Source organism: Enterobacter cloacae complex sp. IR5384, assembly GCF_049237265.1.
Classification (GTDB): domain Bacteria; phylum Pseudomonadota; class Gammaproteobacteria; order Enterobacterales; family Enterobacteriaceae; genus Enterobacter; species Enterobacter cloacae.
In genome coordinates this window covers 163,717-187,667 of the sequence record NZ_JBMKHJ010000002.1, presented here as the reverse complement: position 1 = coordinate 187,667, position 23,951 = coordinate 163,717, and the positions used below count along the sequence as shown (strand labels likewise).

Below are 23,951 nucleotides of genomic sequence, written 5' to 3'. Positions count from 1 at the left end.
CAGGACGTTCATCCAATAGTTGTCTTCGGGAGTGGGAAATGAAGCCTTTTTTGCGCTGGTGTTTCGTTGCGACAGCTTTAACGCTGGCAGGATGCAGCAACTCTGCCTGGCGTAAGAGCGAAGTCCTCGCAGTGCCATTGCAACCGACTTTGCAGCAGGAAGTGATTCTGGCACGCATGGAACAAATTCTTGCCAGTCGGGCTTTAACCGATGACGAACGCGCACAGCTTTTATATGAGCGCGGAGTGTTGTATGATAGTCTCGGTCTGAGGGCATTAGCGCGAAATGATTTCTCACAAGCGCTGGCTATCCGACCTGATATGCCTGAAGTATTCAATTACTTAGGCATTTATTTAACGCAGGCAGGCAATTTTGATGCTGCCTATGAAGCGTTTGATTCTGTACTTGAGCTTGATCCAACTTACAACTACGCGCACTTGAATCGCGGTATCGCATTGTATTACGGCGGTCGTGATAAGTTAGCGCAAGATGATCTGCTGGCGTTTTATCAAGACGATCCTAATGATCCTTTCCGTAGCCTGTGGCTTTACATTGTTGAGCAGAAGCTCGATGAGAAGCAGGCAAAAGAGGCACTGAAACAGCGCTTCGACAAATCGGACAAGGAACAGTGGGGATGGAACATTGTCGAGTTCTACCTGGGCAACATTAGCGAAGCAACGCTGATGGAACGCCTCAAGGCGGACGCAACGGATAACACCTCGCTCGCTGAGCATCTCAGTGAAACCAACTTCTATTTAGGTAAGTACTACCTAAGTCTGGGGGATAAGGACAGCGCTACGGCACTGTTCAAATTAGCGGTTGCTAACAACGTACACAACTTCGTTGAGCACCGTTATGCATTGTTGGAATTATCGCTCTTGGGCCAGGAGCAAGATGACCTGGCAGAATCGGACCAGCAATAGCTGACGACATAAACATCAGCCCGTAATCTTTTTGATTGCCATCACCTTCACTGGTGAGGGCGTTGTTGTTCGTCAATACACCTAATTTGAGCCGGTTCACACTTTTCAATGAAAATTGCAGATCATTTTCACGATGAGCTAAGTAGACTGGCCGCCATTGACATTGAGGCACTCGTACTACATGGCTGAATTCGAAACCACTTTTGCAGATCTGGGCCTGAAGGCTCCTATCCTTGAAGCTCTTAACGATCTCGGTTACGAAAAACCATCTCCGATCCAGGCAGAATGTATCCCACATCTGCTCTCTGGTCGTGACGTGCTGGGCATGGCCCAGACTGGTAGCGGCAAAACCGCAGCATTCTCGCTGCCGCTGCTGAACAACATTGATCCGGACCTGCGTGCACCGCAGATCCTCGTCCTGGCTCCAACCCGTGAACTGGCGGTTCAGGTTGCGGAAGCGATGACGGAATTCTCTAAACACATGCGCGGCGTAAACGTGGTAGCCCTGTACGGCGGCCAGCGTTATGACGTGCAGTTACGCGCCCTGCGCCAGGGCCCACAGATTGTTGTCGGTACGCCGGGCCGTCTGCTGGATCACCTGAAGCGCGGTACACTGGATCTCTCTAAACTGAGCGGTCTGGTACTGGATGAAGCAGACGAAATGCTGCGTATGGGCTTCATCGAAGACGTAGAAACCATCATGGCGCAGATCCCGGAAGGTCACCAGACCGCTCTGTTCTCTGCCACCATGCCAGAAGCAATCCGTCGCATTACCCGCCGCTTCATGAAAGAGCCGCAGGAAGTGCGCATTCAGTCCAGCGTTACCACTCGCCCGGACATCAGCCAGAGCTACTGGTCTGTGTACGGCATGCGCAAAAACGAAGCGCTGGTGCGTTTCCTGGAAGCGGAAGATTTTGATGCGGCGATTATCTTCGTTCGTACCAAAAACGCGACCCTGGAAGTGGCTGAAGCCCTGGAGCGTAACGGCTACAACAGCGCAGCGCTGAATGGCGACATGAACCAGGCTCTGCGTGAGCAGACGCTGGAGCGTCTGAAAGACGGTCGTCTGGATATCCTGATTGCAACCGACGTGGCAGCACGTGGTCTGGACGTTGAGCGTATCAGCCTGGTTGTAAACTACGACATCCCAATGGACTCTGAGTCTTACGTTCACCGTATCGGCCGTACCGGTCGTGCAGGTCGTGCGGGTCGTGCCCTGCTGTTCGTTGAGAACCGCGAGCGTCGTCTGCTGCGTAACATTGAACGCACCATGAAGCTGACCATTCCGGAAGCGGAGCTGCCAAACGCAGAACTGCTGGGCAAACGCCGTCTGGAAAAATTCGCCGCGAAAGTCCAGCAGCAGCTGGAAAGCAGCGACCTGGATCAGTACCGTGCGCTGCTGGCGCAGATTCAGCCAACCGCTGAAGGCGAAGAGCTGGATATCGAAACGCTGGCTGCAGCACTGCTGAAGATGGCACAGGGCGAACGTACCCTGATCGTGCCACCAGATGCACCGATGCGTCCTCGTCGTGAGTTCCGCGATCGTGACGATCGCTTCGAACGCCGTGGTGACCGTAACGATCGTGGCCCACGTGGTGACCGTTCAGAGCGTGGTGGCGAAGACCGTCCACGTCGTGAACGTCGTGACGCTGGCGAAATGGAACTGTACCGCATTGAAGTGGGCCGTGATGATGGTGTTGAAGTTCGTCATATCGTTGGCGCGATCGCGAACGAAGGCGACATCAGCAGCCGTTACATCGGTAACATCAAGCTGTTCGCATCTCACTCCACCATCGAGCTGCCAAAAGGCATGCCGGGCGAAGTACTGCAGCACTTTACTCGCACCCGCATCCTGAACAAGCCGATGAACATGCAGCTGCTGGGCGATGCACAGCCACGTCCTGACCGTGGCGGTGAACGTCGTGGCGGTGGTCGCGGTTTCGGTGGCGAGCGTCGTGAAGGCGGTCGTAGCGAAGGTCGCGGTGGTGAAGGACGTCGTTTCTCCGGTGAACGCCGTGATAGCCGTGGCCCACGTCGTGAAGAAGGCACCAGCCGTCGTCGTTTTGGTGACGCGTAAGCCTTTCGTTTCTGACGTAAAGTAATATATACAGCCCCGATAAAGACTATCGGGGCTTTTTTTATTCCCTTTGTACTCTTGTACTGGTACAGTGCAGCACATTAAAATGCAAACCACATTTTTGACTGGAGATATGGCTGTATGGCGACACTAACCACCACCCAAACGTCACCTTCGCTGCTTGGCGGCGTGGTGATCATCGGCGGAACCATTATTGGTGCCGGGATGTTCTCCCTGCCAGTGGTCATGTCCGGTGCGTGGTTCTTCTGGTCGCTGGCTGCGCTGGTCTTCACCTGGTTCTGTATGCTCCATTCAGGGCTGATGATCCTTGAAGCCAACCTGAACTACCGCATTGGCTCCAGCTTCGACACCATCACGAAAGATCTGCTGGGTAAAGGCTGGAACCTGGTGAACGGCCTTTCCATCGCGTTTGTGCTCTACATTCTGACCTACGCGTACATCTCAGCAAGCGGCTCGATTCTGCATCACACCTTTTCGGAGATGTCGCTGAACGTTCCGGCGCGTCTGGCCGGGCTGTGCTTTGCGATGGGTGTCGCGTTTATCGTCTGGATGAGTACCAAAGCGGTGAGCCGGATGACGGCCATCGTTCTGGGCGCAAAGGTCATCACTTTCTTCCTGACCTTCGGTAGCCTGCTGGGGCACGTTACCCCGTCAACACTGTTTAACGTGGCTGAAACCAATACGTCGTATACGCCGTATCTGCTGATGACCCTGCCGTTCTGTCTGGCGTCGTTTGGCTACCACGGCAACGTACCGAGCCTGATGAAATACTACGGCAAAGACCCGCGGACAATCGTCAAGTGCCTGGTTTACGGTACGCTGCTGGCGCTGGGGCTGTATGTGATTTGGCTGCTGGGGACGATGGGCAACATCCCGCGTCCTGAGTTTATCGGCATTGCGCAGAAGGGCGGGAATATAGATGTGCTGGTGCAGGCGCTGAGCGGTGTACTGAACAGCCGCAGTCTGGATCTGCTGCTGGTGGTATTCTCCAACTTTGCGGTTGCGAGCTCTTTCCTCGGCGTGACGCTCGGCCTGTTTGACTATCTGGCGGACCTGTTTGGCTTTGATGACTCCGCGATGGGGCGCTTCAAAACCGCACTGCTGACCTTCCTGCCACCGATGGTGGGCGGTCTGCTGTGGCCGAACGGCTTCCTGTACGCCATTGGCTATGCCGGTCTGGCGGCTACCATCTGGGCGGCAATTGTGCCGGCGCTGCTGGCGCGTAAATCCCGTCAGCGCTTCGGTAGCCCGAAATTCCGCGTCTGGGGCGGTAAACCGATGATTGCACTGATCCTGGTGTTTGGTGTTGGTAACGCGCTGGTCCACGTGCTGTCGAGCTTTAATCTGTTGCCGGTATATCAGTAAGTTTTTGTGCCGGATGGCGGCTACGCCTTATCCGGCCTACGCGATCCCATAGGCCCGGTAAGCGAAGCGCCACCGGGCAAAAAAACTACCCCACCAACTCCTCTTTCACCTGCATCGCCAGCTCAAACGAGTGCAAACGCGCCTGATGATCGAAAATCTGGCCGTTAACCATAATCTCATCAGCCTGCGTTTCGCGCAGCACCGCCTCAAGCCCGTGACGCACCTTCGCTTTATCTCCCACCAGCGACATGCTCAGCGCCTGTTGAACACCATACTGCTCGGAAGCTGACCACAGCTGATGCATATTCTCCACCGGCGGTGGAAGCTGGCCGGTCTCACCGCGACGCAGCTTCACAAACGCCTGCTGCATGGAGGTAAACAGGAATTCCGCATCGCGATTGCTGTCGGCGGCAATGATGTTGATACACACCATCGCGTACGGTTTCTCCAGCCTTTCAGAAGGTTTGAAGTTCGTGCGGTAGAGATGCAGCGCCTGATGCAGCATATCCGGTGCGAAGTGGGAGGCGAACGCGAAGGGCAGCCCCAGCTGTGCAGCAAGCTGCGCGCTATAAAGACTTGAGCCTAACAGCCATACCGGGATCTTCTCGCCATAGCCCGGCACCGGGCGCACGTGCGGGTTCGGGTCACGCGCATCGAACCAGTCCACCAGTTCAGCCACATCACGCGGGAAATTGTCGATGTCACCGCTCATATGGCGACGCAGGGCGCGCATGGTGGGCTGGTCGCTGCCCGGCGCACGGCCAAGGCCTAAATCAATACGGCCCGGGTAGAGGGTATTCAGCGTACCAAACTGTTCGGCGATCACCAGCGGAGCATGGTTTGGCAGCATCACGCCACCGGATCCCAGGTGCAGGGTAGTGGTGTTCGCGGCCAGATAGCCAATCAGCACCGAGGTGGCAGCGCTGGCGATGCCGATCATGTTGTGATGTTCCGCCAGCCAGTAACGGTGATAGCCACGCTTTTCGGCCAGTTGAGCCAGATCGAGAGAGTGCGAAAAGGCTTCTCTTGCCGAGGAGCCTTGTGGGATCGGCGCCAGATCCAGCACCGAAAACGGAAGGGTTTTGTCAGTCATAACAGCTCACTTTGTCGACGGTCAATCTTTAATACTGCATTAAATAATGATAACCGTTGTTAACAAAGTGAGCCTTTTTCAGGCCTGCAACTCCAGTCCGGCCAGCCGCTTCCAGTAACCGTTACAGTCACTGTTTGCCGTCAGCGGCAGTGGCGATGCGCCGTTTTCGTTGGCGCGAAAAGCATCCAGCATGGCAAACACGCTGGTGTCCAGCGGGGACAGACGCACCATGTCCACCAGTCCGTCCATCGACGCCAGCTCGTTACCAAGGTTATACACATAGCCACTCATGGTTTGAATGCCGTTCAGGACAAACACCTGCTGATTCTCCTGCGACAGCATGCTGCGCCCGTTCGGGTATTTGATGCAACAGGTTTCGCACTCGTCTTTCGGGCGATCTTCAGAACGCGCGGTGAAGCAGCGGGCAGAATAGGCCAGCGGGAGATGGCCATAGCTCAGCACTTCCACTTCAAACTGATTGCGAATGCCAAGCTCGTCACACTGGTTCAGGAGGTTTACCAGCCAGTCACGCGACAGCTCTACCGGCATGCACCAGCGCGTCATCCCCTGCTTGAGCAGCAGGCGCAGGGTCACGGCGTTATAGCAGTTCAATGCATGGCCCGCGACAAACGGCAGCTTGCGTTCGGCGCACATATTCACCACGCCCAGATCGCTGGCCTCCAGCAGAAACTCGCCGTTCTCCACGTAGCGCTTCAGCTCACCCAGTTCAGATGAGGCCTGCACCAGCGCCAGCGTAGAGAGCACCACCTGTTTGCCGCTACCGGCCAGGCTTTTCGCCATCTCCAGCCAGTCGCCCACTTTGGTGGCACGGCGCTTGCTGCATACCGCTTCGCCAAGGTAAATCACATCGGCGCTGCTCGTCGCGGCCTGTTGATAAAAATCTTCCAGCGTCTCTTTTGGCCAGTAGTAGAGCACCGGTCCTAATGAATATTTCATGGTTATCTCACTGCCATTTACGGTGATACGCGCCAAGCGTGGTTTGGGTGCCTTCAGACATTGCGCCGAGCGTCTCCATCCAGGCCGATTGCGGGGCGTAGTTCTGCGGATCTGCCATGCAGCAGTCAATGGCCTGACGCCAGACTTTCGCCACCTGACTGACGTAGGCCGGGCTGCGCTGGCGACCTTCAATCTTCACCGAGGCAATATTAGCGGCCAGCAGTTCCGGCAGCAGTTCCAGCGTGTTGAGGCTGGTGGGTTCTTCCAGCGCGTGATAACGCTCGCCGTCAACCAGATAGCGGCCTTTGCACAGCGTCGGGTAGCCAGCGTTTTCACCGTCCTGATAGCGGTCAATCAGTACCTCATTCAGGCGAGATTCCAGCCCCTGTGGGGTTTGCTGCCAGCGAACAAAGCGGGCAGGCGAGCAGGCACCAACGGTATTAGGGGATTCACCGGTTAAATACGAGGAGAGATAGCAGCGGCCTTCAGCCATGATGCACAGGCTACCAAAGGCAAAAACTTCCAGCGGCACTGGCGTGACGCGCGCGAGTTGCTTAACCTGATGAATAGAGAGCACGCGCGGTAAAACCACCCGGGCCACGTCAAAGTTTTGATGATAAAAACGTATCGCCTCTTCGTTGGTGGCAGAGGCCTGAACAGAGACATGGCGCTCAATATGAGGATAGCGTTCTGCCGCATACTCTAGCATGGCGAGGTCGGCCAGAATCAGCGCATCGGCACCCAGCTGTGCTGCCATATCCACCGCGCGCTGCCAGCGGGCATAGCCATCAGGATGGGCAAAGGTATTGATGGCAATATGCAATTTGCGGCGGTGCTGATGTACGAAGTTAACGGCTTCCTGAAGCTTTTTCTCCGTAAAGTTGAGGCCAGCAAAATGGCGGGCGTTAGTATCATCTTTCAGCCCGATATAGACCGCATCGGCCCCATTTTCGATGGCCGCCTTAAGCGCCGGAAGGTTTCCGGCAGGGCAGAGCAGCTCCATAATTTATCCTGATGTCGTCGAGAGCAAAAATGTTAACGAGCTGGGATTTTAATTAACCCATACGCGACAATTTTTGATTTAAGGCAGCTAATGGCGTATTGATGGCACCAATAATGAGGTACACCGGACGACGGTTTGTTGATTTACGCCGCTATGTTCTCCTCCGGATATGGCAAAATACCCGGACTATCGCTATCAGGGAGTAAAGCTCGTGCTGGATAAACTGCGTTCACGTCTCGTACAATTTGGTCCATCAATGCTGAGCGTGCCGGTAAAACTGGCGCCGTTCGCGCTTAAACGTCAGGTGCTGGAGCAGCTCCTGAGCTGGCAGTTCCGCCAGGCGCTGCAGGAAGGCGAACTGACGTTTCTGGAAGGCCGCTGGTTAAGCATTGAAGTGCGTGATATCGGTCTGCGCTGGTTTACCTCCGTCGAGAATGACCAGCTGATTGTGCGCCAGTCCGCCGACGCGGATGTGAGCTTTAGCGCCGACGCCTGCGATCTGCTGATGATCGCCGCGCGTAAGCAGGATCCGGATACCCTCTTTTTCCAGCGCCGTCTGGTCATTGAAGGCGATACGGAACTGGGTCTGTACGTCAAAAATTTAATGGATGCCATTGAGCTGGAGCAGATGCCAAAAGCGCTGCGCGTGATGTTAATGCAAATGGCAGATTTCGTTGAGGCCGGGCTGAAAACCCCGCCTGACAGTAAACACACTTCAGTAGGTGAGCCATGCTGATTCGAGTCGAAATTGGGATTGATGCACCGGGTATCGATGCGTTGTTACGCCGCTCTTTTGCGAGTGACGCAGAAGCCCAACTGGTCCACGATCTCCGCGAAGACGGCCTGATCACGCTGGGGCTGGTTGCCACCGATGACGAAGGTCAGGTGGTGGGCTACGTTGCCTTCAGCCCGGTAACCGTTCAGGGTGAAGAATTACAGTGGGTAGGAATGGCGCCGCTGGCGGTAGATGAACACTATCGTGGACAAGGGCTGGCACGTCAGCTGGTGTATGAAGGGCTGGACTCGCTCAATGAGTTTGGCTATGCCGCGGTGGTGACGCTGGGCGATCCTGCTTTCTATGGTCGCCTGGGCTTCGAGCCGGCGGCGCAGTACGATCTCCGCTGTCGCTGGCCGGGAACCGAAACTGCCTTCCAGGTGCACCGTCTGGCGGATGACGCGCTCAACGGCGTAAATGGCCTGGTGGAGTATCACGACCATTTTAATCGCTTCTAATCAGGCTTTCACACAGCGCCTCAAACGATCCGTCTCCGGTGACGAGGCGCTCTTTCTGGCGCTTCGTCAACTGCTTAATGCGGTATTCCACTCTTAACGCCAGCGATCTGTCTCCCACGGGGGCAGAAAAGGCGAGCGTCAATTCTCCTTTCCCCCGCAGCGCTTTTGCCCCTTTTCCCGTTTGATGCTGAAGAAAACGCCGCGCCACATCGGTCGTGATCCCGGTGTAGAGAGCGTTATCGGCGGTACGGACAAGATAGAGAAACCAGCACACGGTAAACAGATTCAGTATGTTAAGGTGAACGCACCATAGCATGAGAGAGAACGAAAATGGAAACTCTGGCTGCCATTAACCGCTGGCTGGCGAAACAGCATGTTGTCACCTGGTGCGTGTATAACGACGGTGAAATGTGGTGCGCGAATGCGTTTTACTATTATGACCCTGAGCGCGTTGCGTTTTATGTGATGAGCGAAGATAAAACGCGCCATGCGCAGATGACCGGTCAGCAGGCGAAGGTGGCAGGGACAGTTAACGGTCAGCCTAAAACGGTGGCACTGATCCGTGGGGTGCAGTTTAAAGGGGAGATCCGTCGTCTGGATGGTGAAGAGAGCGACGCGCGCCGTAAGCACTACACGCGCCGCTTTCCGGTAGCCGCCGCCTTAAAAGCCCCGGTGTGGGAAATCCGCCTTGATGAGCTGAAATTTACCGACAACACGCTGGGCTTTGGCAAAAAGCTGCACTGGCTACGCGCCGAGCAGGCGTAGCGCTTCGCGGTTGAACGCCGGCAGATCGTCCGGGGTTCGGCTGGTGATCAGCTGGTCTTTGTCGTTGACCACCTCCTGATCGTAAAACTCGGCCCCCGCGTTTTTCAGATCGACAACGATCGGTTTCACGGCAGTGAGTTTACGCCCGCGCACCACATCCGCGCTGATAAGCAGTTGCGGACCGTGGCAGATAGCAAAGACCGGTTTTCCGGTGGAGACAAAATCGCGGGTGAACGTTACGAAGCGCTCGTCGCCGCGCAGGGAGTCCGGTGAATGACCGCCGGGTAACAGCAGGGCATCAAAATCAGACGGGCTGACGTTATCGATGGTCTCATCGATGGTCACGCTGGCCTCGCCCTTATGGCCTTTCACCGTTTTTCCCGCCTCTTTCTCAATGGTGATGACCTCATGTCCCGCCTTGCGGAACGCCTCAGCAGGTGAGGTGAATTCTGAATCTTCAAACTCGTCGGTAATCAGGACTGCGATTTTTTTACCCATGCTTCCTCCGTTGTTTTCGCTTCAGACTGTTTTTTTCCCGTTTGTGGTAAATACTTACCGGTAACAGACTTCTAAGTGTGGTTGACCATGCTGAGTTCGCAAACGGACTATTCTGTAAAGGGGATGAAATGAGTCAGGTACTGATTACGGGAGCAACCGGGCTGGTGGGCGATCATCTGCTGCGGCTACTGATCCAGGATCGCAGGGTGAACTACATTGCGGCCCCGACACGTCGACCGCTGGCGGACATTTCTGGCGTCTTTAATCCTCACGATCCACAGCTGACCGACGCACTGGCGCAGGTGCAGGATCCCATCGATATCGCCTTTTGCTGCCTCGGGACAACGCGGCGTGAGGCGGGCAGTAAAGAGGCGTTTGTTCATGCTGACTATACGCTGGTGGTCGATACGGCGCTAACGGCGAAAAAGCTGGGTGCCACCCATTTTGTGGTGGTCAGCTCGCTGGGCGCCAGCGCCCGTTCGCCGTTCTTTTACAGCAAGGTGAAGGGCGAGATGGAAGAGGCCCTGATTGCCCAGAAGTGGGAGCGGTTGACAATAGTCCGTCCCTCCATGCTGCTGGGGCATCGCGACGAGCGTCGTTTTAACGAGTCGATGTTTGCCCCGTTGTTCCGCATTCTCCCCGGTAACTGGAAATCCATCGAGGCGCGCGATGTGGCGCGTGCGATGTTAAAAGAGGGGCTGTCACCATCGCAGGAGGGAGTGAATATCATCCCTTCGGCGAAACTGCGTGAAATCGCGCAGGGCGAGGCGTAAACTCCCCCGGCTAATTAAATAACACTCTCCGGGGAATGCTATGACTGGTCAGTCTTCATCTCAGGCGGCAACACCTGTCCAATGGTGGAAGCCCGCGCTCTTCTTTCTCGTGGTCATTATCGGCCTCTGGTATGTGAAATGGCAGCCGTACTACGGTAAAGCCTTCACTGCCGCCGAAACGCACAGCATCGGTAAATCTATTCTCGCTCACGCTGATTCCAGCCCGCTTCGCGCGGCGTGGGATTATGCCATGGTCTATTTCCTTGCCGTCTGGAAAGCCGCCGTATTAGGCGTCATTCTGGGCTCGTTGATTCAGGTGCTTATCCCGCGTCACTGGCTGGTGAAAACCCTGGGGCAGCCACGTTTTCAGGGCACCCTGCTGGGGACCATTTTCTCCCTGCCGGGCATGATGTGTTCGTGCTGTGCCGCGCCTGTTGCTGCCGGTATGCGCCGTCAGCGAGTCTCTATGGGCGGTGCGCTGGCGTTCTGGATGGGCAACCCGCTGTTAAACCCGGCAACGCTGGTGTTTATGGGCTTTGTCCTTGGCTGGTATTTCGCCTTTATCCGCCTGGTGGCCGGTCTGCTGACGGTGCTGGTGGTGGCAACGCTGGTGCAGAAATGGGTGAAAGATAACGCCGTTGAACCGGCCGCCATTGAGCTTGATGTCAGCGAGCCACAGGGAAGCTTCTTTGCGCGCTGGGGGAATGCTCTGTGGCAGCTTTTCTGGAGCACCATTCCTGTGTATATCCTGGCGGTGCTGGTGCTCGGGGCCGCACGCGTCTGGCTATTCCCGCATGCCGACGGCGCCATCGACAATACCCTGATGTGGGTCATTGCGATGGCCGTTGCCGGTTGTCTGTTTGTGATCCCAACGGCGGCTGAAATTCCGATTGTTCAGACCATGATGTTGGCCGGCATGGGCACCGCACCGGCACTGGCGTTGCTCATTACCTTGCCTGCCATCAGCCTGCCGTCGCTTATCATGCTGCGTAAGTCATTCCCCGCTAAAGCGCTGTGGCTCACTGCAGGACTGGTGGCGTTGAGTGGGGTGATTGTGGGGGGTATTGCGCTTCTGTGAAAAAAGCCCGGTGGCGCGAGCACGCACCGGGCTTACAGTCAGGTGGGAATTACTTAATGTAAGTAAATGCGGTGGTGACGTGTTTCACGCCGCTCACCCGGCTGGCGATATCGGCCGCCGCTTTCCCTTCACGATCGGTAACCAGGCCCAGCAGGAACACTTCGCCGTTTTCGGTCGTCACTTTCACGTTGGATGATTTCACCTGGTCTGAACCCAGCAGCTGGGAACGGACTTTCGTGGTGATCCACGTGTCATTGGAGGCGGTACCAAGGCTGATTGGCTGCCCCTGACGGACTTCGTTGAAGACTTCCGCAGTGCCCTCTACGCCCATCGCGATCTGTTTCGCGCGGCTGGAGAGTTCGCTATTTGGCGCCTGGCCTGTCAGCAGCACTTTGCCCTGGTAAGCCGTCACGTTGATGCGCGCTTCTTTCTTAATTTGCTCGTCTTTCGACAGCGCACTGTTGACGCGCAGCTCCAGCGTGCCGTCATCTACCTGGGTGCCAACGGTGCGCGGATCGGTCGCTGCTTTGGTGCCGACGGCAGCGGTACCCACGACAGCCGCAGCGATACATCCCTGCAGCAGTAATGCAGACATAAGGACTGCGAGGGTCGATAAAGCCTTCATGAGAACTCCTTAATCATCCTGGTGAGGGAAAAGCGTGTTATCGATCAAATCACATAAGCAGTTCACCGTGAGCATATGCATCTCCTGAATGCGTGCGCTACGGTGAGACGGAATGCGGATTTCCACATCCTGCGGCCCCAGCAGGCCCGCCAGCTCGCCCCCGTCATAGCCAGTTAAGGCAACGATAGTCATATCGCGGGTAACGGCGGCTTCGACGGCTTTGACAATGTCACGGCTATTGCCGCGCGTGGAGATGGCCAGCAGCACATCGCCCGCATGGCCCAGGGCACGCACCTGCTTAGCGTAAATCTCGTCATGCAGACGATCGTTAGCAATCGCTGTTAAGACCACATTATCGGTATTAAGTGCAATGGCAGGTAAACTGGGGCGTTCTGTTTCAAAACGATTGATCATACTGGCAGCAAAATGCTGTGCGTTGGCAGCGGACGTGCCATTGCCACAACAGAGGATTTTGTTGCCATTGAGCAGGGACTGCACCAGCGTCATGGCGGCGCGAGAGATTGCGTCAGGGAGGGCTTCTGCCGCGGCAATCTGAGTCTGAATGCTTTCTGTGAAGCACACTTTAATTCTTTCGAGCACGTTATCCCTTTTAAATCTTAATTATGCGTCTTCGCCAAAAGCGTTTTTCAGCCATTCGATCTCGTTTCCGGTGAAGGCTAACACATCGAACCGGCAATCCACAGTATCAAAACTCCCATTATGGCGGGCAAGCCACAAGTGGGCAGTCTGTAATAATTTATGTTGTTTGGCGGGCGTCACGCTGGCGGCAGCACCGCCAAAACGGGAAGACTGTCGGTAGCGTACTTCCACAAACACAATGACCTGACCCTCTTTCATGATCAGATCGATTTCGCCGCCACGTCCGCGAACGTTAGCGGCGATAAAGCGCAGTCCCTTGCACTCAAGCCAGCGACGCGCTTTTAATTCCCAGGCGTCGCCGGTCTCTTTACGGCTTAACTGGCCGGGACGATTTGTCCCTGCTGGTATTTGAGCCATGATAACTTCCTGTTAATCACGCAATCCTGAGTGGCCGTCAGATCGCCGGTATTGCCGTTTAGCTCAAAGCCCGGCACCTGACGCATTTGGGTAAAGTGGTTCGCCAGCGTCCAGGCATCGACGCCCATCGCGTACAGACGCGCCAGCGAGTAGTCGTTACGGACTGCGCTCAGCGCCTGCTGCATCAGGGCTGGATTGCTGCCCGCCAGCATCGGAATTTCGCTGTACTGCAGGCCGTCCATCTCCAGGCGGAAATCCGGGCCTGCGGTGCCTTGTGCGCTGCGAGAGCTGGCGTAGAGCGTGGCGCCGCTCTGGCTGCCGTTACGCATGGCGATCATCGGCTTGATAAAGGCAATCTCTTGCGGCGTAGCGACAATATAGGCCGCATCCACTTTACCGCCACCGCTAATCTGCGCGTCGGTAGGTGGGGCAGGGATGGTCAGACCGCCAATCGTCACGCTCTGCTGCTGTGGCAGGCTTGCACTCACCGGGCTGCCGTTAAGCGCAATACCCGCGCCGCCGTTAACGCCCGCGCGCAGTTCAGAGACGGAGCCGAATTTCTGCTGCAGCACGATGCCGCCGCCCAGCTTCTGCCACTCCTCGGCAAAGGCGTTGGCGACGCGATCGCCCAGCGTACTGCGAGGGATCAGCAGCAGCGGAGACTGTTTCCCCTGCTCGTGAATATGACGCGCCGCATCGCGGGCTTCATCTTCCGGAGAGAGGGCGAAATAGCAGATATTGGCGCGGTTCTGAACCTGTTCAGGCTGGTTGAGCGCCAGCACGTTCAGCGCAGTGTTGCTCTTCATCAACTCTTCGACGTTGTTTTTCAGCAGCGGACCCACAACGATGCTGGCACCGTCCTGTTGCACCTGCGCCAGAACCTGATCGAGCGGTTGAGAACTGGTGTCGTAGATTTTCAGCTCAGCGCCCGGGTTAGCGCTGGTGGTGGCTGCGGCCTGTGGCAGGGGAGCAGGCTGAGCGGCAGGTTGTGCTGCGGGCTCAGTGGTCTGCGGTTGAGGTTGCTCCGCTGTTGCAGGCTCCGTCGCCGGTGCGGATTGTGTCTCTACCGGAGTCGCAGTCGCGGGTGCTGCGGCCGCTGGTGTGGTCGGTGCCGTCACCGGGTTCTGCATCGTCCCCTGCGGCGGCGTTTGTGCTGTGGTCAGGTCGCTGGTTTCCGCGGCGGAAGGGCTGACAACGTCGTTCACGTTTGCCGCCTGAGCTGCCTGCGCCGGAACTGCACTGCCGGTCACTGGCGTGGTACCGTTCTTCGCCGCTTCAAAACCTTGTTGAATGGTGCGGCCAAATACCGCCGCCTGGCCGTTCAACGGCAGAAGCAGGGCGATTTTGCTGGTGGAGGCAGGCTTAAAGTTCTGCACGTTCACCAGCTGTGTCGGCAGCATTTTCGCGCCCGGGTTTTGTGGGTAGCGCGTTTGCCAGTCGGTAATACCGGCTTTCAGCATGTTTGGATCGCTGCGGTTGTTAAACCACATCTGTTGCAGATCCAGCCACCCCTGCAACACGTTTTCATCAGCATTGATGACCAGTGCCTGCGCCTGTTCCTGGGTCATTGAGGCGAGCGCCTGCCAGGTGGCATCGATATTTTTCTGCTTGTCCGCACCGCCGAGCAGCGGCTCCTGGGCGATCAGCGCCCGCAGCAGCGTCAGGGAAGGACGTCCCTGCTCAGCGGTAATACCCGCCTGCCAGAAACGGGCCTGCTGATTTTTATCCAGTGCGCTTACGTCGATGTCGCCAAGGATCTTTTTCGCGGCGGCATAATCTTTCAGCGCGACTTTCAGCTCGGCAGAGAGCAGGCTCTGCTCAAGACGCTGGGCATCGTTAAGCTCGTGCGGAAGCTGGTTGAACAGTTCGGCGGCCTGCTGGGTTTTGCCCTCTTTCAGCAGTGCACGAATGGCGAGTAATTGCCAGTTGATCCTGGTATCATTTGAGCTTTGCGACATTTGTTGCAGATAAAAGCCAGAATCAGCCTGAGCGGATCCCTGCAGATGGGCCGTGCTCTGGTCAGGTGCCTGAGTGCCACAGCCTGCAAAGATCAGGGCTGCCAGCAGAAGCGGCACGCTGCGCGTGGCTTTTTTTCGAAGAAACGTTAACGGTACCATACTGTATCCAGTGATTTTTTTTACGCAATGCTCAATATTAAATCGGCAATACGGACGAAACAATGAAACAACACGAAACGGCAGAGAATTCTCAAGGCCAGCTTTATATTGTACCTACTCCTATCGGGAATTTGTCTGATATTACCCAACGTGCGCTGACCGTATTGCAAGCTGTTGATTTAATTGCCGCTGAAGATACCCGGCATACCGGTTTATTGCTGCAACACTTTGCGATTAACGCTCGTCTCTTCGCCCTGCACGATCATAATGAGCAGCAAAAAGCAGAAACGCTGGTGGCGAAGCTCAAAGAGGGGCAGAACATTGCGCTCGTCTCTGACGCCGGTACGCCGCTGATTAACGACCCGGGCTACCATCTGGTGCGTACCTGCCGTGAAGCCGGGATCCGGGTGGTCCCTCTGCCAGGACCGTGTGCTGCGATTGCTGCGTTGAGCGCAGCGGGCCTGCCGTCCGATCGTTTCTGCTATGAAGGTTTCCTGCCCGCCAAATCCAAAGGCCGCCGTGACGTGTTAAAAGAGTTGGAAGCTGAACCGCGTACGCTGATTTTCTACGAATCCACGCATCGCCTGCTGGAAAGCCTGGAAGATATGTTGACCGTCTGGGGAGAGAGCCGCTACGTGGTGCTGGCGCGCGAGCTGACCAAAACCTGGGAAACCATTCACGGCGCGCCGGTCGGCGAACTGCTGGCGTGGGTGAAAGAGGACGAAAACCGTCGCAAGGGTGAGATGGTGCTGATTGTCGAAGGGCATAAAGCGGAGGAGGACGCACTGCCTGCCGATGCGCTGCGTACTCTGGCACTGCTACAGGCTGAATTGCCGCTTAAGAAAGCAGCAGCACTGGCGGCAGAAATCCACGGCGTGAAGAGGAATGCGCTCTATAAATATGCGCTGGAGCAGCAGGGGGAGTAAGCCCCTGCGTGCTTATTTTGCCGGGTGACGGCTGCGCCTTACCCGGCCTACGATTAGTGAACAGGCATCGCCTCAAACACCAGCGTTTCCAGCGGTTTGAGGGTAATCACCACTGCGTTTTTATACTCTGCCGGTATCGTGGCGTTACTGCCATAGACCGCTTTCAGGCTAAACGGCGTCGCGTCTCCGGTCGGGATTTCGAAATCTTTCGTCAAATCCAGATAATAGCTTTGCGGTTTATCCGACGGGTTTCGTAATCCAAAAATGGCTTTATCTTTATTCCACGACGCCCAGCCGTAGATCTCAAGCGCCGTTGGGTCTCCGCCAATCCAGTGGGTATCCACCAGCACACTGGCGTTATCCCGGGACCATTTGGCAGCCTGCGCCAGGGTATCCCACTTCGCCTTGTTGAGCATTGAAGGGGTGATATACAGCTCCTGCAACTGGGTGCCGGTGGCGAAGTAGCTCCAGACCTGGTCAGCAAAATCGCTGTCCGTTTGCACCTTCTCCAGACCGTAATACGCATTCTCCGCGCTGACGATCCCGTGATACATCAGGGAGTTCAGCGGGAATAGCGGACCTTTACGCACAATAGAGCGATACGTCTCCGCATCGCGATAGGTCATCCACTGCTGCACCGGTGTGCCGGGGCCGTACAGGTTGATGTCGTCTCCCTGACGCCAGATGGAATCGGCGTAGAACAGCCAGGATGGGCTGGCATTGGTACCGGTCGTCAGGTTAATAAACAGATTCGGATTGGCGCTGCGCATGTTATGCAGCAGTGCAATAGAGGCGTCAAAATCCGAGGCAAACGGGCTGCCTTTGATGTGCGAGTTGGCGTTGCCCATGCCGTCCAGTTTAAACGAGGTAATATGCTCGTTTTTGATAAGCTTAACGATCTGCTCATTAAAGTTCTTAAAATAGTTCGGGCCTGACAGCGCCAGCTTCCCGTCCACCGTTTCGAAACCGTACTCTTTTGCATGCGAGACGCGCGTATCGCGCGGTTTGTTATATCCGCCCCATGGCGAGAGCCACAGGCCAACAGAGCTGTGCAGGCTGTCTGCTTTCTCCCGTACCTTGCCAAAACCTTTGCTGAAAGCCGGGCCGAACAGCCATCGCCCGGTCAGGTCATCCCAGCCATCGTCAAGCAGGAAAGCATCCAGCGCGACACCCCGCCCGGCAATAAACTCCTTGTTCCATTCGTCCATCCGCCCCAGCACATCCTGCTCGGAGTAAGGTGTAAAGAAGCCGATATCCATCCAGCTGTTGTAGTGTAAGTAAGGTTTATACGGACGCGGACGCACGGCATCGATAAACTGGTTTACGCTACGGCGCAGTTGGCTGGTCTCCGGGAAGGTACCGAAGTAGGTGGTGTAGCTGACCGGTGTTGCCGGCTGAATGGGGGTTTTCAGCTCCACATTGAGGTTAGTCGTCGCTTCATAGGCGTACGTGTTAACGATGGGTTTATCCGGCAGGATAAAGAACGAGTCTGCGATAATCGGCGAGCTGTTAATTGCCCCATCTACGTAAGGTGCCTGAGCCTGCTTTTTGGTCGGGAAGAAGGTGATTTTCGCCACATCCCGTGGCTGCCCGACGGCGGCGATGGTGTAGTCGATGCTGGCGTATTTGCCCTTCACCAGGTTCAGCTTCACCGTCACGTTATAGTCAGGATGGGTGAAGTCGACGACAATTCCACTGTCCTGTTTTTCGACATGTTTGACCTTAAAATCCGCCGTGTGAATTTTAGTCTCGTCCGGCAGCGTCAGAAAGAACAGCTCCTGCGGCGTCAGCGGATGATTAGCCCTGGTGTCCTTCACCACGACCGTCGAGTTCGCGTCATCAAATGACAGGGCAATGTTGTCGTTATTAAGGGTGTAATTCGCTGCTATCGCGCCATGGGAAACACACAGGGCAAGCATGGATAGGGTGAGGATTTTTTTCATCAGGGTAAGATCCTTTTTCATCAGGCTTCTGCCGGAAGCAGCAAGCGGTTTGCCGAGCCACACACGGTAATTTTGCTCCTGACCACCTCTTTCATGGCATCCATTCCGACCCGCATATAAAAACGCGGATCGTTACCCTGCGGGTTTTCAGCAAACCAGGCTTTCACTGCGTCAGAGAAGGCGATTTTCAGCTCGGTCGCCACGTTAACTTTGCACACACCCAGCGCGATGGTGCGACGTACATCCTCATCCGGCACATCGCTCGCGCCATGCAGCACCAGCGGCACGGTGACCACTTCGCGGATCTCGGCCAGGCGCTGAAAGTCAATTTTAGGGCGTTTGGTATACAGGCCATGTGCGGTGCCGATGGCGACGGCGAGGCTATCCACGCCGGTCAGTTCGACAAAGCGTTTCGCTTCCTGCGGGTCGGTGAGAAATGCACTCTCCGCGTCGACGCTCATGTCATCTTCCACGCCGCCCAGACGCCCCAGCTCAGCCTCGACGCTACAGTCGTTGAGGTGGCAGAAATCGACTACCGATTTCACCAGCTTCACGTTTTGTTCAAACGGATAGTGGCTGCCGTCGATCATCGCGCTACGCACGCCAGCGTTAACCTTGCGACGAATATCGTCGAGGGATTCGTGATGATCGAGATGCAGCGCCAGCGGCATGTCGTAAGTTAATGAATATGCGCTGCACAGGGCGTAGATCTCTTCCAGGGCAATATGTTTGAACGTGCCCGGCGTGCCTGCGAGGATCACCGGCGATCGCATCTCGCTACACACTTCGAGGATCGCCTGAATCGTCTCTGCGTTGTGGATGTTAAACGCCGGTACGGCGTAGCCTTTTGCCTGTGCGTCCTGCAGAAGATATTTCGTTGAGATAATGCTCATGATGCGATCCTCTTAAGCCTGCCACGGGTGAATAACAACGCCCTGTACCACGCGGTTGACCGTGCCGCTGGCGGATGGCGTATCGGGTGTATTGCCCACGCTGAGGGACTGGGACAGCGCAAAGACCTGGGCGTACATCAGGAAGCAGAACGCCTGTTCCATATCAATAAACGGGCGTGAAGGCGGCAGCAGGATGTGCGGGCCCGCTTCAATCACCGGATCGTTTTCAGCGGCGATGGCGACAACGCGCAGGGCCTGGCGATCGCGACGCAATTCGGCCAGAAGATCCAGATCGTACTGACGCGTATACGGATGGCTGGAGATAAACACCACCACCAGCGTTTCGTTATCTACCAGCGACTTAGGCCCGTGACGGAACCCCGTTGGGGAATCGTAGAATGCCGCCAGCTTGCCCGCGGTCAGTTCCAGTACCTTCAGCGCCGATTCGCGCGCCGCCCCCTGCAGGCCACCGCTTCCCAGGTAGACGATCCGTTTCCAGGGCTCGTTACCAAATACGCCATGGCGGAAATCACCAAGTGAGGTGAGGATCGCCTGACAGCGATCGGCCACGTCGCGGAAGGTGTTGCTGTTGATCGTCTCTGGCGCGAATACGGCCAGGCAGCTTGCCATCATGGTGGTGATACTGCTGGTCATCGCGAAACCGCGATCGTGCGTTTCGGCAGGCATCAGCAGGGCACAGGCGTTATCACTGTCGATAGCGCTCTGATACAGGTTTCCCGCCTCGTTACAGGTGATCGACAGGTGGTAGCACTCCGGCACGAACTGATTGGCCAGCTCAACGGCGGCGACGCTCTCAGGGCTGTTACCGGAACGGGCAAATGAGATCAGCAGCAGCGGATGTGCAGGGCTGAAGTAATCCATCGGGTTTGTGACCAGATCGGTTGTCGGAACGGCGCAGATGTTTTTCCCGGTGTGGCTCGCAAGCCATGGCGCAATGATATCGCCTATAAACGCGGACGTGCCCGCGCCGGTCAGTACGATCCGCAGATCGTGCTTACGCAGCAGTGGCGTCAGGAAACTGTCAATCGAGGAGCGCAAATTATCGATGTTGTGGAGCGAGCGGATCCAGCTGGCAGGCTGCTGGCGGATCTCTTCTTCGGTCCAGGTGCCGGTTGTGGCGGTGGGAGTGATCTGTGGCATAACTCAGTCCTTAGTCGTGTGAATTCCACATCAGACGCTGGCAAATGTGTCGCTATCTTTCGTTTCGTTTCACTTTTTCACTTAAGCAGTTAAATAAAATCTATAGAAAAGAAATCGAAAGTTCAATGAAAGAAAAGAAATAAAACGAAAAGTGTGATCGCGAAAGGAAAGGATAATATTAAGGAAAGGAAAAGAAAGGCCTTACGGTTTGGCGCCGTAAAGCCAAAAGGAGACACAATAAAAGGGCTAAAGGGGGAGAGCCTGGCCCTGAATCCAGATCTGCTGAAGGTGTAAACCGTCATCCAGCGCAATAATATTGGCGCGTTTCCCTGGCGCTAAGGAGCCAAGCTGATGATCAATGCCCAGCAGGCGGGCAGGATGCAGCGAAGCCATATGAATAGCCTCTTCTGCTGTCACACCCGCATGTTCCACCATATGCCTGACGGCGGCATCCAGCGACAGCGTGCTTCCCGCCAGCCCGCCGGAGGCGGTTTTCACTACGCCGTGGTGCATTGTGACCTCTTCGCCACAGAGCATATACCGCCCGTCCGGCATACCTGCCGCCTGCATGGCATCGGTAATCAGCACCACGCGGTCCTTCGCACAGCAGCTGCATATACGCATGGCGCCCGGATGAACATGATGACCGTCGGCAATAAGCTCCAGCCACGCCCGTTTGTCCGTCAGCCCGGCACCGACCATACCCGGCACTCTGTGATGCAGCCCCGTCATACCGTTAAAGCAGTGCACCAGTCCGTCTGCACCGGCGTCAAAGGCGGCGAGGGTTTGCTCGTACGTGGCGCCACTGTGGCCCAGCATCACACGGATACCCCGCTGCTTCAGGTGGCGAATGGCCTGTAGCGCGCCGGGCTTTTCCGGTGCCAGTGCCACCACCTTCAGCGTGTTTTGCGATACCGCAATCAACGCGTCCAGCTCGGCGATATCCAGTTCACGAAACAGTGCAGGCGGATGCGCCCCTTTGTTCTGCGGCGTAAAGTACGGGCCCTCCAGATAGCTGCCCAGAATCTGCGCGCCAGGGCCGCCTGACTGACAGCGTCGGGCGATCCGCGTGAGTGCGCCGTGAATCGCCTCCAGCGGCGCGGTGACGGTCGTGGGCAAAAATGCCCCGACGCCTTCACGTGCTTTATGAAGAGCCAAAACGTCCAGCGCATCGGGGGCGTCATCCATCACATCCACACCCATGCCACCATGAACGTGAATATCGATGTACGCCGGACAAAGCTGCCCGGCATCGCGAGCGTTAACCCCCGCAGGGACAGGTTCAATCGCCGTGATAACGCCGTTCTCGATACGAAGCTGGTGGTCATCCAGCCAGCCCTGTTCGGTCAGTACCCGCCGCGCGCGCAGTAGCTGACTCATATCCCTTCCTCAGCGGGCGCTTCCTCGCGACAGCGGCCAAGCTCATCTACCAGGCTCGTCAGACCGCGGTGACCACACTCCAGCGCCTGCCGACGAAACGCTTCGCTGCTCAGACCCTCACGTTCGAGCACCATCTCCAGCAGCAATTGCAGGTTGGTGCCGGTGATCACTTCGCTGCCCGGTCTTTTCATAGCGAGCGTAGAAGCAACGCGAAACGGCGTCCCGCCCAGCAGATCGGTAAGGAACACAATATCGTGCCGGGCATCGAGCTCGCTCACCGCCTGCTCAAGCTCCGCGGTCAGCCGCGCGGTGGTGGAGGTTTCCGGAAAATCGATGGCGATAAACTGCGGCTGCTCGCCGAGGATTTGCTTCATAGCCTGCTCAAGCCCGCTGGCAAATCCACCGTGACCCGTCAAAATAATGCCTAACATCGCAACCTCTTTGTTTTTACAGGAAGTGACAGAATTTACCGACAACACCCAGCACCACGGTGATACCAATCAGCCGCAGCGGGCTCCAGCCACGACGCACTAACCAGAACATGGTCAGGGTGTAGACCAGCGGCAGAAACGCAGGCATTAGCTTATCGATAACGTCAGCCTGCAGTTTAACGACCGCATCCCCGGCTTTGATTTCGAGTGTGGTATTGAGACGAACATAGGTTGCCACCAGCGCACCGATTACCGTCATCCCTACGATGGAAGCCGCATGGCCGACCTTTTTAGTATTGGCTTTGATCAACGGAATGGCTGCGACGCCCATCCGGTAAGCGTAATGCGCCAGGCCAAAACGCAGGCCGAGATGCACCACGTTAAACAGCACGATAAACACCACCGCACCCAGAATCGAACCTTGCAGCGCCAGGCTGGCACCAATACCGCCGCAGATAGGCAACAGGGTCAGCCAGAACATGGCGTCACCAATGCCGCCAAGCGGGGCACCGACGGCAATTTTGGTGCTCTGAATACTGTTTACATCCTGTTTGGAGCGTTCCATCGCCAGAATAATGCCAATAACAAAGGTCACCAGGAACGGGTGGGTATTAAAGAACCCCATGTGACCTTTCATGGCGCGTGCCAGATCGCGCTTGTTGGTATGGATCTTTTTCAACGCAGGCAGTAACCCATAAAGCCAGCCGGAGGCCTGCATACGTTCATAGTTGAATGAGGCCTGCAGCAGCATAGAACGCCAGGCGACGCGGTTGATGTCCTTTTTGGTCAGTTCGGCACCGATGCTCTGGTCTTCGTAGACGTTTTCATTGACGCCGGTCAGCAGCGTCTCTTCGCTTTCAGACACGCCCGGTAATGTTGTGTGATTAGATGCCATCTTCGAATTCCTCTTTCTGGGCTGCAGGTGCTACCGGTTCAGGTGATTTGCGCATCAGGTCTATCAAAGCCATGGCCAGCGCGGCAGCGGCAATCGCCAGAACCGGAAGCTTGAGCCAGGCCGCGGCGACAAAACCGATAATGAAGTAGGGGATGTAGACGTTTTTCATCATGATTTTGAGCAGCACGGCAAAGCCAATGGCAGGCATGATGCCGCCCGCGACGCCAAGGCCATCAATCAGGCGCTCCGGCAGCACATCAATGGCGGTTTTCGCGTGCTCCGCACCAAAGTAAATGGGCAGAAATGCGCACAAGAAATAGAAGAGGCCAAGTGCCAGCAGAGCCAGATAGTTAACCCGTTCAATGCCGTTGGTATCTGCATTAGCCGCCATGCGATCGCAGCGGGACATCACGCCGGACATTACCGAGAAGAGGAAGGTAATTCCCATCTGTACCGCGACGGCAAACGGCACTGCGACCCCGACGGCGACATCCGGTTTCACGCCTGTGGTGATGGCAAACGTGGTCCCGACGATGGTGCCGATAATGACGTTTGGCGGCTGTGCGCCCGCGAGCGGTGCCAGACCCATCCAGACCAGCTCTAAAGTCCCGCCGGTTAAAATCCCGGTGTGCAGATCGCCAAGGATCAGGCCAACCAGCGGCCCGAGTACGACCGGACGGTGCATGTGTGTTAAGCCATTAAACATATCCAGACCCGCGATAAAGGCGAGAAGCCCCAGCGCGAAAGCCTGCAACAGACTGATTTCCATTGTGAATC

General features: G+C 56.3%; 26 protein-coding genes. 10 read left to right on the top strand and 16 right to left on the bottom strand.

The window, feature by feature from the left end; all coding sequences use genetic code 11:
• Positions 1 to 38 precede the first annotated feature (38 nt).
• The 4 genes from nlpI (at position 39) to mtr (ending at position 4,386) form a co-directional block, all read left to right on the top strand.
• Complete coding sequence (gene nlpI / locus ACOTX3_RS03025) at positions 39 to 923, top strand: lipoprotein NlpI (protein WP_013098912.1); 885 nt, start codon at positions 39 to 41, stop codon at positions 921 to 923.
• A gap of 108 nt (positions 924 to 1,031) precedes the next feature.
• Complete coding sequence (gene yrbN, locus ACOTX3_RS03020; RefSeq protein WP_097533792.1) at positions 1,032 to 1,112, top strand: protein YrbN; 81 nt, start codon at positions 1,032 to 1,034, stop codon at positions 1,110 to 1,112.
• Positions 1,105 to 3,000: a DEAD/DEAH family ATP-dependent RNA helicase gene (locus tag ACOTX3_RS03015; protein ID WP_013098911.1), complete on the top strand. Its 1,896-nt coding sequence runs from the start codon at positions 1,105 to 1,107 to the stop codon at positions 2,998 to 3,000. The genes yrbN and ACOTX3_RS03015 overlap by 8 nt, the downstream gene beginning before the upstream one ends.
• A gap of 141 nt (positions 3,001 to 3,141) precedes the next feature.
• On the top strand, positions 3,142 to 4,386 hold the full coding sequence (mtr, locus tag ACOTX3_RS03010; RefSeq protein WP_058679445.1) for a tryptophan permease: 1,245 nt from the start codon (positions 3,142 to 3,144) through the stop codon (positions 4,384 to 4,386).
• An 85-nt stretch (positions 4,387 to 4,471) separates the two neighbouring features.
• Here mtr and ACOTX3_RS03005 read toward each other — a convergent pair whose 3' ends face one another.
• The 3 genes from ACOTX3_RS03005 to ubiU all read right to left on the bottom strand — a co-directional run bounded on the left by ACOTX3_RS03005 (position 4,472) and on the right by ubiU (position 7,439).
• Complete coding sequence (locus ACOTX3_RS03005; protein WP_058679444.1) at positions 4,472 to 5,479, bottom strand: luciferase-like monooxygenase; 1,008 nt, start codon at positions 5,477 to 5,479, stop codon at positions 4,472 to 4,474.
• Positions 5,480 to 5,557: 78 nt separating this feature from the next.
• Complete coding sequence (locus tag ACOTX3_RS03000) at positions 5,558 to 6,436, bottom strand: U32 family peptidase (protein ID WP_038420694.1); 879 nt, start codon at positions 6,434 to 6,436, stop codon at positions 5,558 to 5,560.
• Positions 6,437 to 6,443: 7 nt separating this feature from the next.
• Complete coding sequence (gene ubiU / locus ACOTX3_RS02995) at positions 6,444 to 7,439, bottom strand: ubiquinone anaerobic biosynthesis protein UbiU (protein WP_058679443.1); 996 nt, start codon at positions 7,437 to 7,439, stop codon at positions 6,444 to 6,446.
• 211 nt (positions 7,440 to 7,650) lie between these two features.
• Between ubiU and ubiT the strand changes: the two genes are divergently transcribed.
• Positions 7,651 to 8,175 carry a ubiquinone anaerobic biosynthesis accessory factor UbiT gene (gene ubiT, locus ACOTX3_RS02990; protein ID WP_045293762.1) on the top strand — a complete coding sequence of 175 codons (525 nt, stop codon included), beginning with the start codon at positions 7,651 to 7,653 and terminating at the stop codon, positions 8,173 to 8,175.
• On the top strand, positions 8,169 to 8,672 hold the full coding sequence (locus tag ACOTX3_RS02985; protein WP_020687336.1) for a GNAT family N-acetyltransferase: 504 nt from the start codon (positions 8,169 to 8,171) through the stop codon (positions 8,670 to 8,672). The genes ubiT and ACOTX3_RS02985 overlap by 7 nt, the downstream gene beginning before the upstream one ends.
• Here ACOTX3_RS02985 and ACOTX3_RS02980 read toward each other — a convergent pair.
• Positions 8,659 to 8,988 (bottom strand): GIY-YIG nuclease family protein, encoded by a 330-nt coding sequence (locus ACOTX3_RS02980; protein ID WP_020687335.1) that lies wholly within the window; start codon positions 8,986 to 8,988, stop codon positions 8,659 to 8,661. The two genes, ACOTX3_RS02985 and ACOTX3_RS02980, sit on opposite strands and share 14 nt — an antisense overlap.
• A 14-nt stretch (positions 8,989 to 9,002) precedes the next feature.
• Between ACOTX3_RS02980 and ACOTX3_RS02975 the strand changes: the two genes are divergently transcribed.
• Positions 9,003 to 9,437, top strand: a complete 435-nt coding sequence (locus tag ACOTX3_RS02975) for a YhbP family protein (protein ID WP_038420693.1) — start codon at positions 9,003 to 9,005, stop codon at positions 9,435 to 9,437.
• Here ACOTX3_RS02975 and ACOTX3_RS02970 read toward each other — a convergent pair.
• The gene (locus ACOTX3_RS02970) at positions 9,417 to 9,935 is read right to left on the bottom strand and encodes a type 1 glutamine amidotransferase domain-containing protein (protein WP_013098902.1); all 519 of its coding nucleotides are present in this window, start codon (positions 9,933 to 9,935) and stop codon (positions 9,417 to 9,419) included. The genes ACOTX3_RS02975 and ACOTX3_RS02970 overlap by 21 nt on opposite strands.
• A gap of 128 nt (positions 9,936 to 10,063) precedes the next feature.
• On the opposite strand from ACOTX3_RS02970, the gene ACOTX3_RS02965 reads away from it, so the two are divergent.
• Positions 10,064 to 10,708: an NAD(P)H-binding protein gene (locus ACOTX3_RS02965; protein ID WP_013098901.1), complete on the top strand. Its 645-nt coding sequence runs from the start codon at positions 10,064 to 10,066 to the stop codon at positions 10,706 to 10,708.
• 40 nt (positions 10,709 to 10,748) lie between these two features.
• Entirely contained in the window at positions 10,749 to 11,786 is a 1,038-nt protein-coding gene (locus ACOTX3_RS02960) for a permease (protein ID WP_058679442.1), read from the top strand.
• A 49-nt stretch (positions 11,787 to 11,835) separates the two neighbouring features.
• Here ACOTX3_RS02960 and dolP read toward each other — a convergent pair whose 3' ends face one another.
• The 4 genes from dolP to ACOTX3_RS02940 are packed head-to-tail and all read right to left on the bottom strand — an operon-like array spanning position 11,836 to position 15,545.
• Entirely contained in the window at positions 11,836 to 12,411 is a 576-nt protein-coding gene (gene dolP / locus ACOTX3_RS02955) for a division/outer membrane stress-associated lipid-binding lipoprotein (protein ID WP_013098899.1), read from the bottom strand.
• Positions 12,412 to 12,420: 9 nt separating this feature from the next.
• Positions 12,421 to 13,011: a DnaA initiator-associating protein DiaA gene (gene diaA / locus ACOTX3_RS02950; RefSeq protein WP_003861754.1), complete on the bottom strand. Its 591-nt coding sequence runs from the start codon at positions 13,009 to 13,011 to the stop codon at positions 12,421 to 12,423.
• Positions 13,012 to 13,032: 21 nt separating this feature from the next.
• Positions 13,033 to 13,428, bottom strand: a complete 396-nt coding sequence (locus ACOTX3_RS02945) for a YraN family protein (RefSeq protein ID WP_058679441.1) — start codon at positions 13,426 to 13,428, stop codon at positions 13,033 to 13,035.
• Positions 13,386 to 15,545, bottom strand: coding sequence for a penicillin-binding protein activator (locus ACOTX3_RS02940; RefSeq protein ID WP_058679440.1), 2,160 nt, complete (start codon positions 15,543 to 15,545; stop codon positions 13,386 to 13,388). The genes ACOTX3_RS02945 and ACOTX3_RS02940 overlap by 43 nt, the downstream gene beginning before the upstream one ends.
• Before the next feature lie 62 nt (positions 15,546 to 15,607).
• On the opposite strand from ACOTX3_RS02940, the gene rsmI reads away from it, so the two are divergent.
• Entirely contained in the window at positions 15,608 to 16,471 is an 864-nt protein-coding gene (gene rsmI, locus ACOTX3_RS02935) for a 16S rRNA (cytidine(1402)-2'-O)-methyltransferase (protein ID WP_127869082.1), read from the top strand.
• A gap of 53 nt (positions 16,472 to 16,524) precedes the next feature.
• Here rsmI and ACOTX3_RS02930 read toward each other — a convergent pair whose 3' ends face one another.
• The 7 genes from ACOTX3_RS02930 to agaW form a co-directional block, all read right to left on the bottom strand.
• Positions 16,525 to 18,414: a hypothetical protein gene (locus tag ACOTX3_RS02930; protein ID WP_058679453.1), complete on the bottom strand. Its 1,890-nt coding sequence runs from the start codon at positions 18,412 to 18,414 to the stop codon at positions 16,525 to 16,527.
• A 20-nt stretch (positions 18,415 to 18,434) separates the two neighbouring features.
• The gene (gene kbaY / locus ACOTX3_RS02925; RefSeq protein WP_013098894.1) at positions 18,435 to 19,307 is read right to left on the bottom strand and encodes a tagatose-bisphosphate aldolase subunit KbaY; all 873 of its coding nucleotides are present in this window, start codon (positions 19,305 to 19,307) and stop codon (positions 18,435 to 18,437) included.
• Between the two features lie 12 nt (positions 19,308 to 19,319).
• Entirely contained in the window at positions 19,320 to 20,468 is a 1,149-nt protein-coding gene (locus ACOTX3_RS02920) for an SIS domain-containing protein (protein ID WP_045293584.1), read from the bottom strand.
• Between the two features lie 246 nt (positions 20,469 to 20,714).
• The gene (gene nagA, locus ACOTX3_RS02915) at positions 20,715 to 21,848 is read right to left on the bottom strand and encodes an N-acetylglucosamine-6-phosphate deacetylase (protein WP_127869081.1); all 1,134 of its coding nucleotides are present in this window, start codon (positions 21,846 to 21,848) and stop codon (positions 20,715 to 20,717) included.
• Positions 21,845 to 22,279 carry a PTS galactosamine/N-acetylgalactosamine transporter subunit IIA gene (agaF, locus tag ACOTX3_RS02910; protein ID WP_029883376.1) on the bottom strand — a complete coding sequence of 145 codons (435 nt, stop codon included), beginning with the start codon at positions 22,277 to 22,279 and terminating at the stop codon, positions 21,845 to 21,847. The genes nagA and agaF overlap by 4 nt, the downstream gene beginning before the upstream one ends.
• Positions 22,280 to 22,295: 16 nt before the next feature.
• Complete coding sequence (agaE, locus tag ACOTX3_RS02905) at positions 22,296 to 23,174, bottom strand: PTS N-acetylgalactosamine transporter subunit IID (RefSeq protein WP_013098890.1); 879 nt, start codon at positions 23,172 to 23,174, stop codon at positions 22,296 to 22,298.
• Positions 23,164 to 23,943: a PTS N-acetylgalactosamine transporter subunit IIC gene (gene agaW, locus ACOTX3_RS02900; protein WP_013098889.1), complete on the bottom strand. Its 780-nt coding sequence runs from the start codon at positions 23,941 to 23,943 to the stop codon at positions 23,164 to 23,166. Before agaW ends, agaE begins: the two co-directional genes overlap by 11 nt.
• Between the last annotated feature and the right edge of the window lie 8 nt (positions 23,944 to 23,951).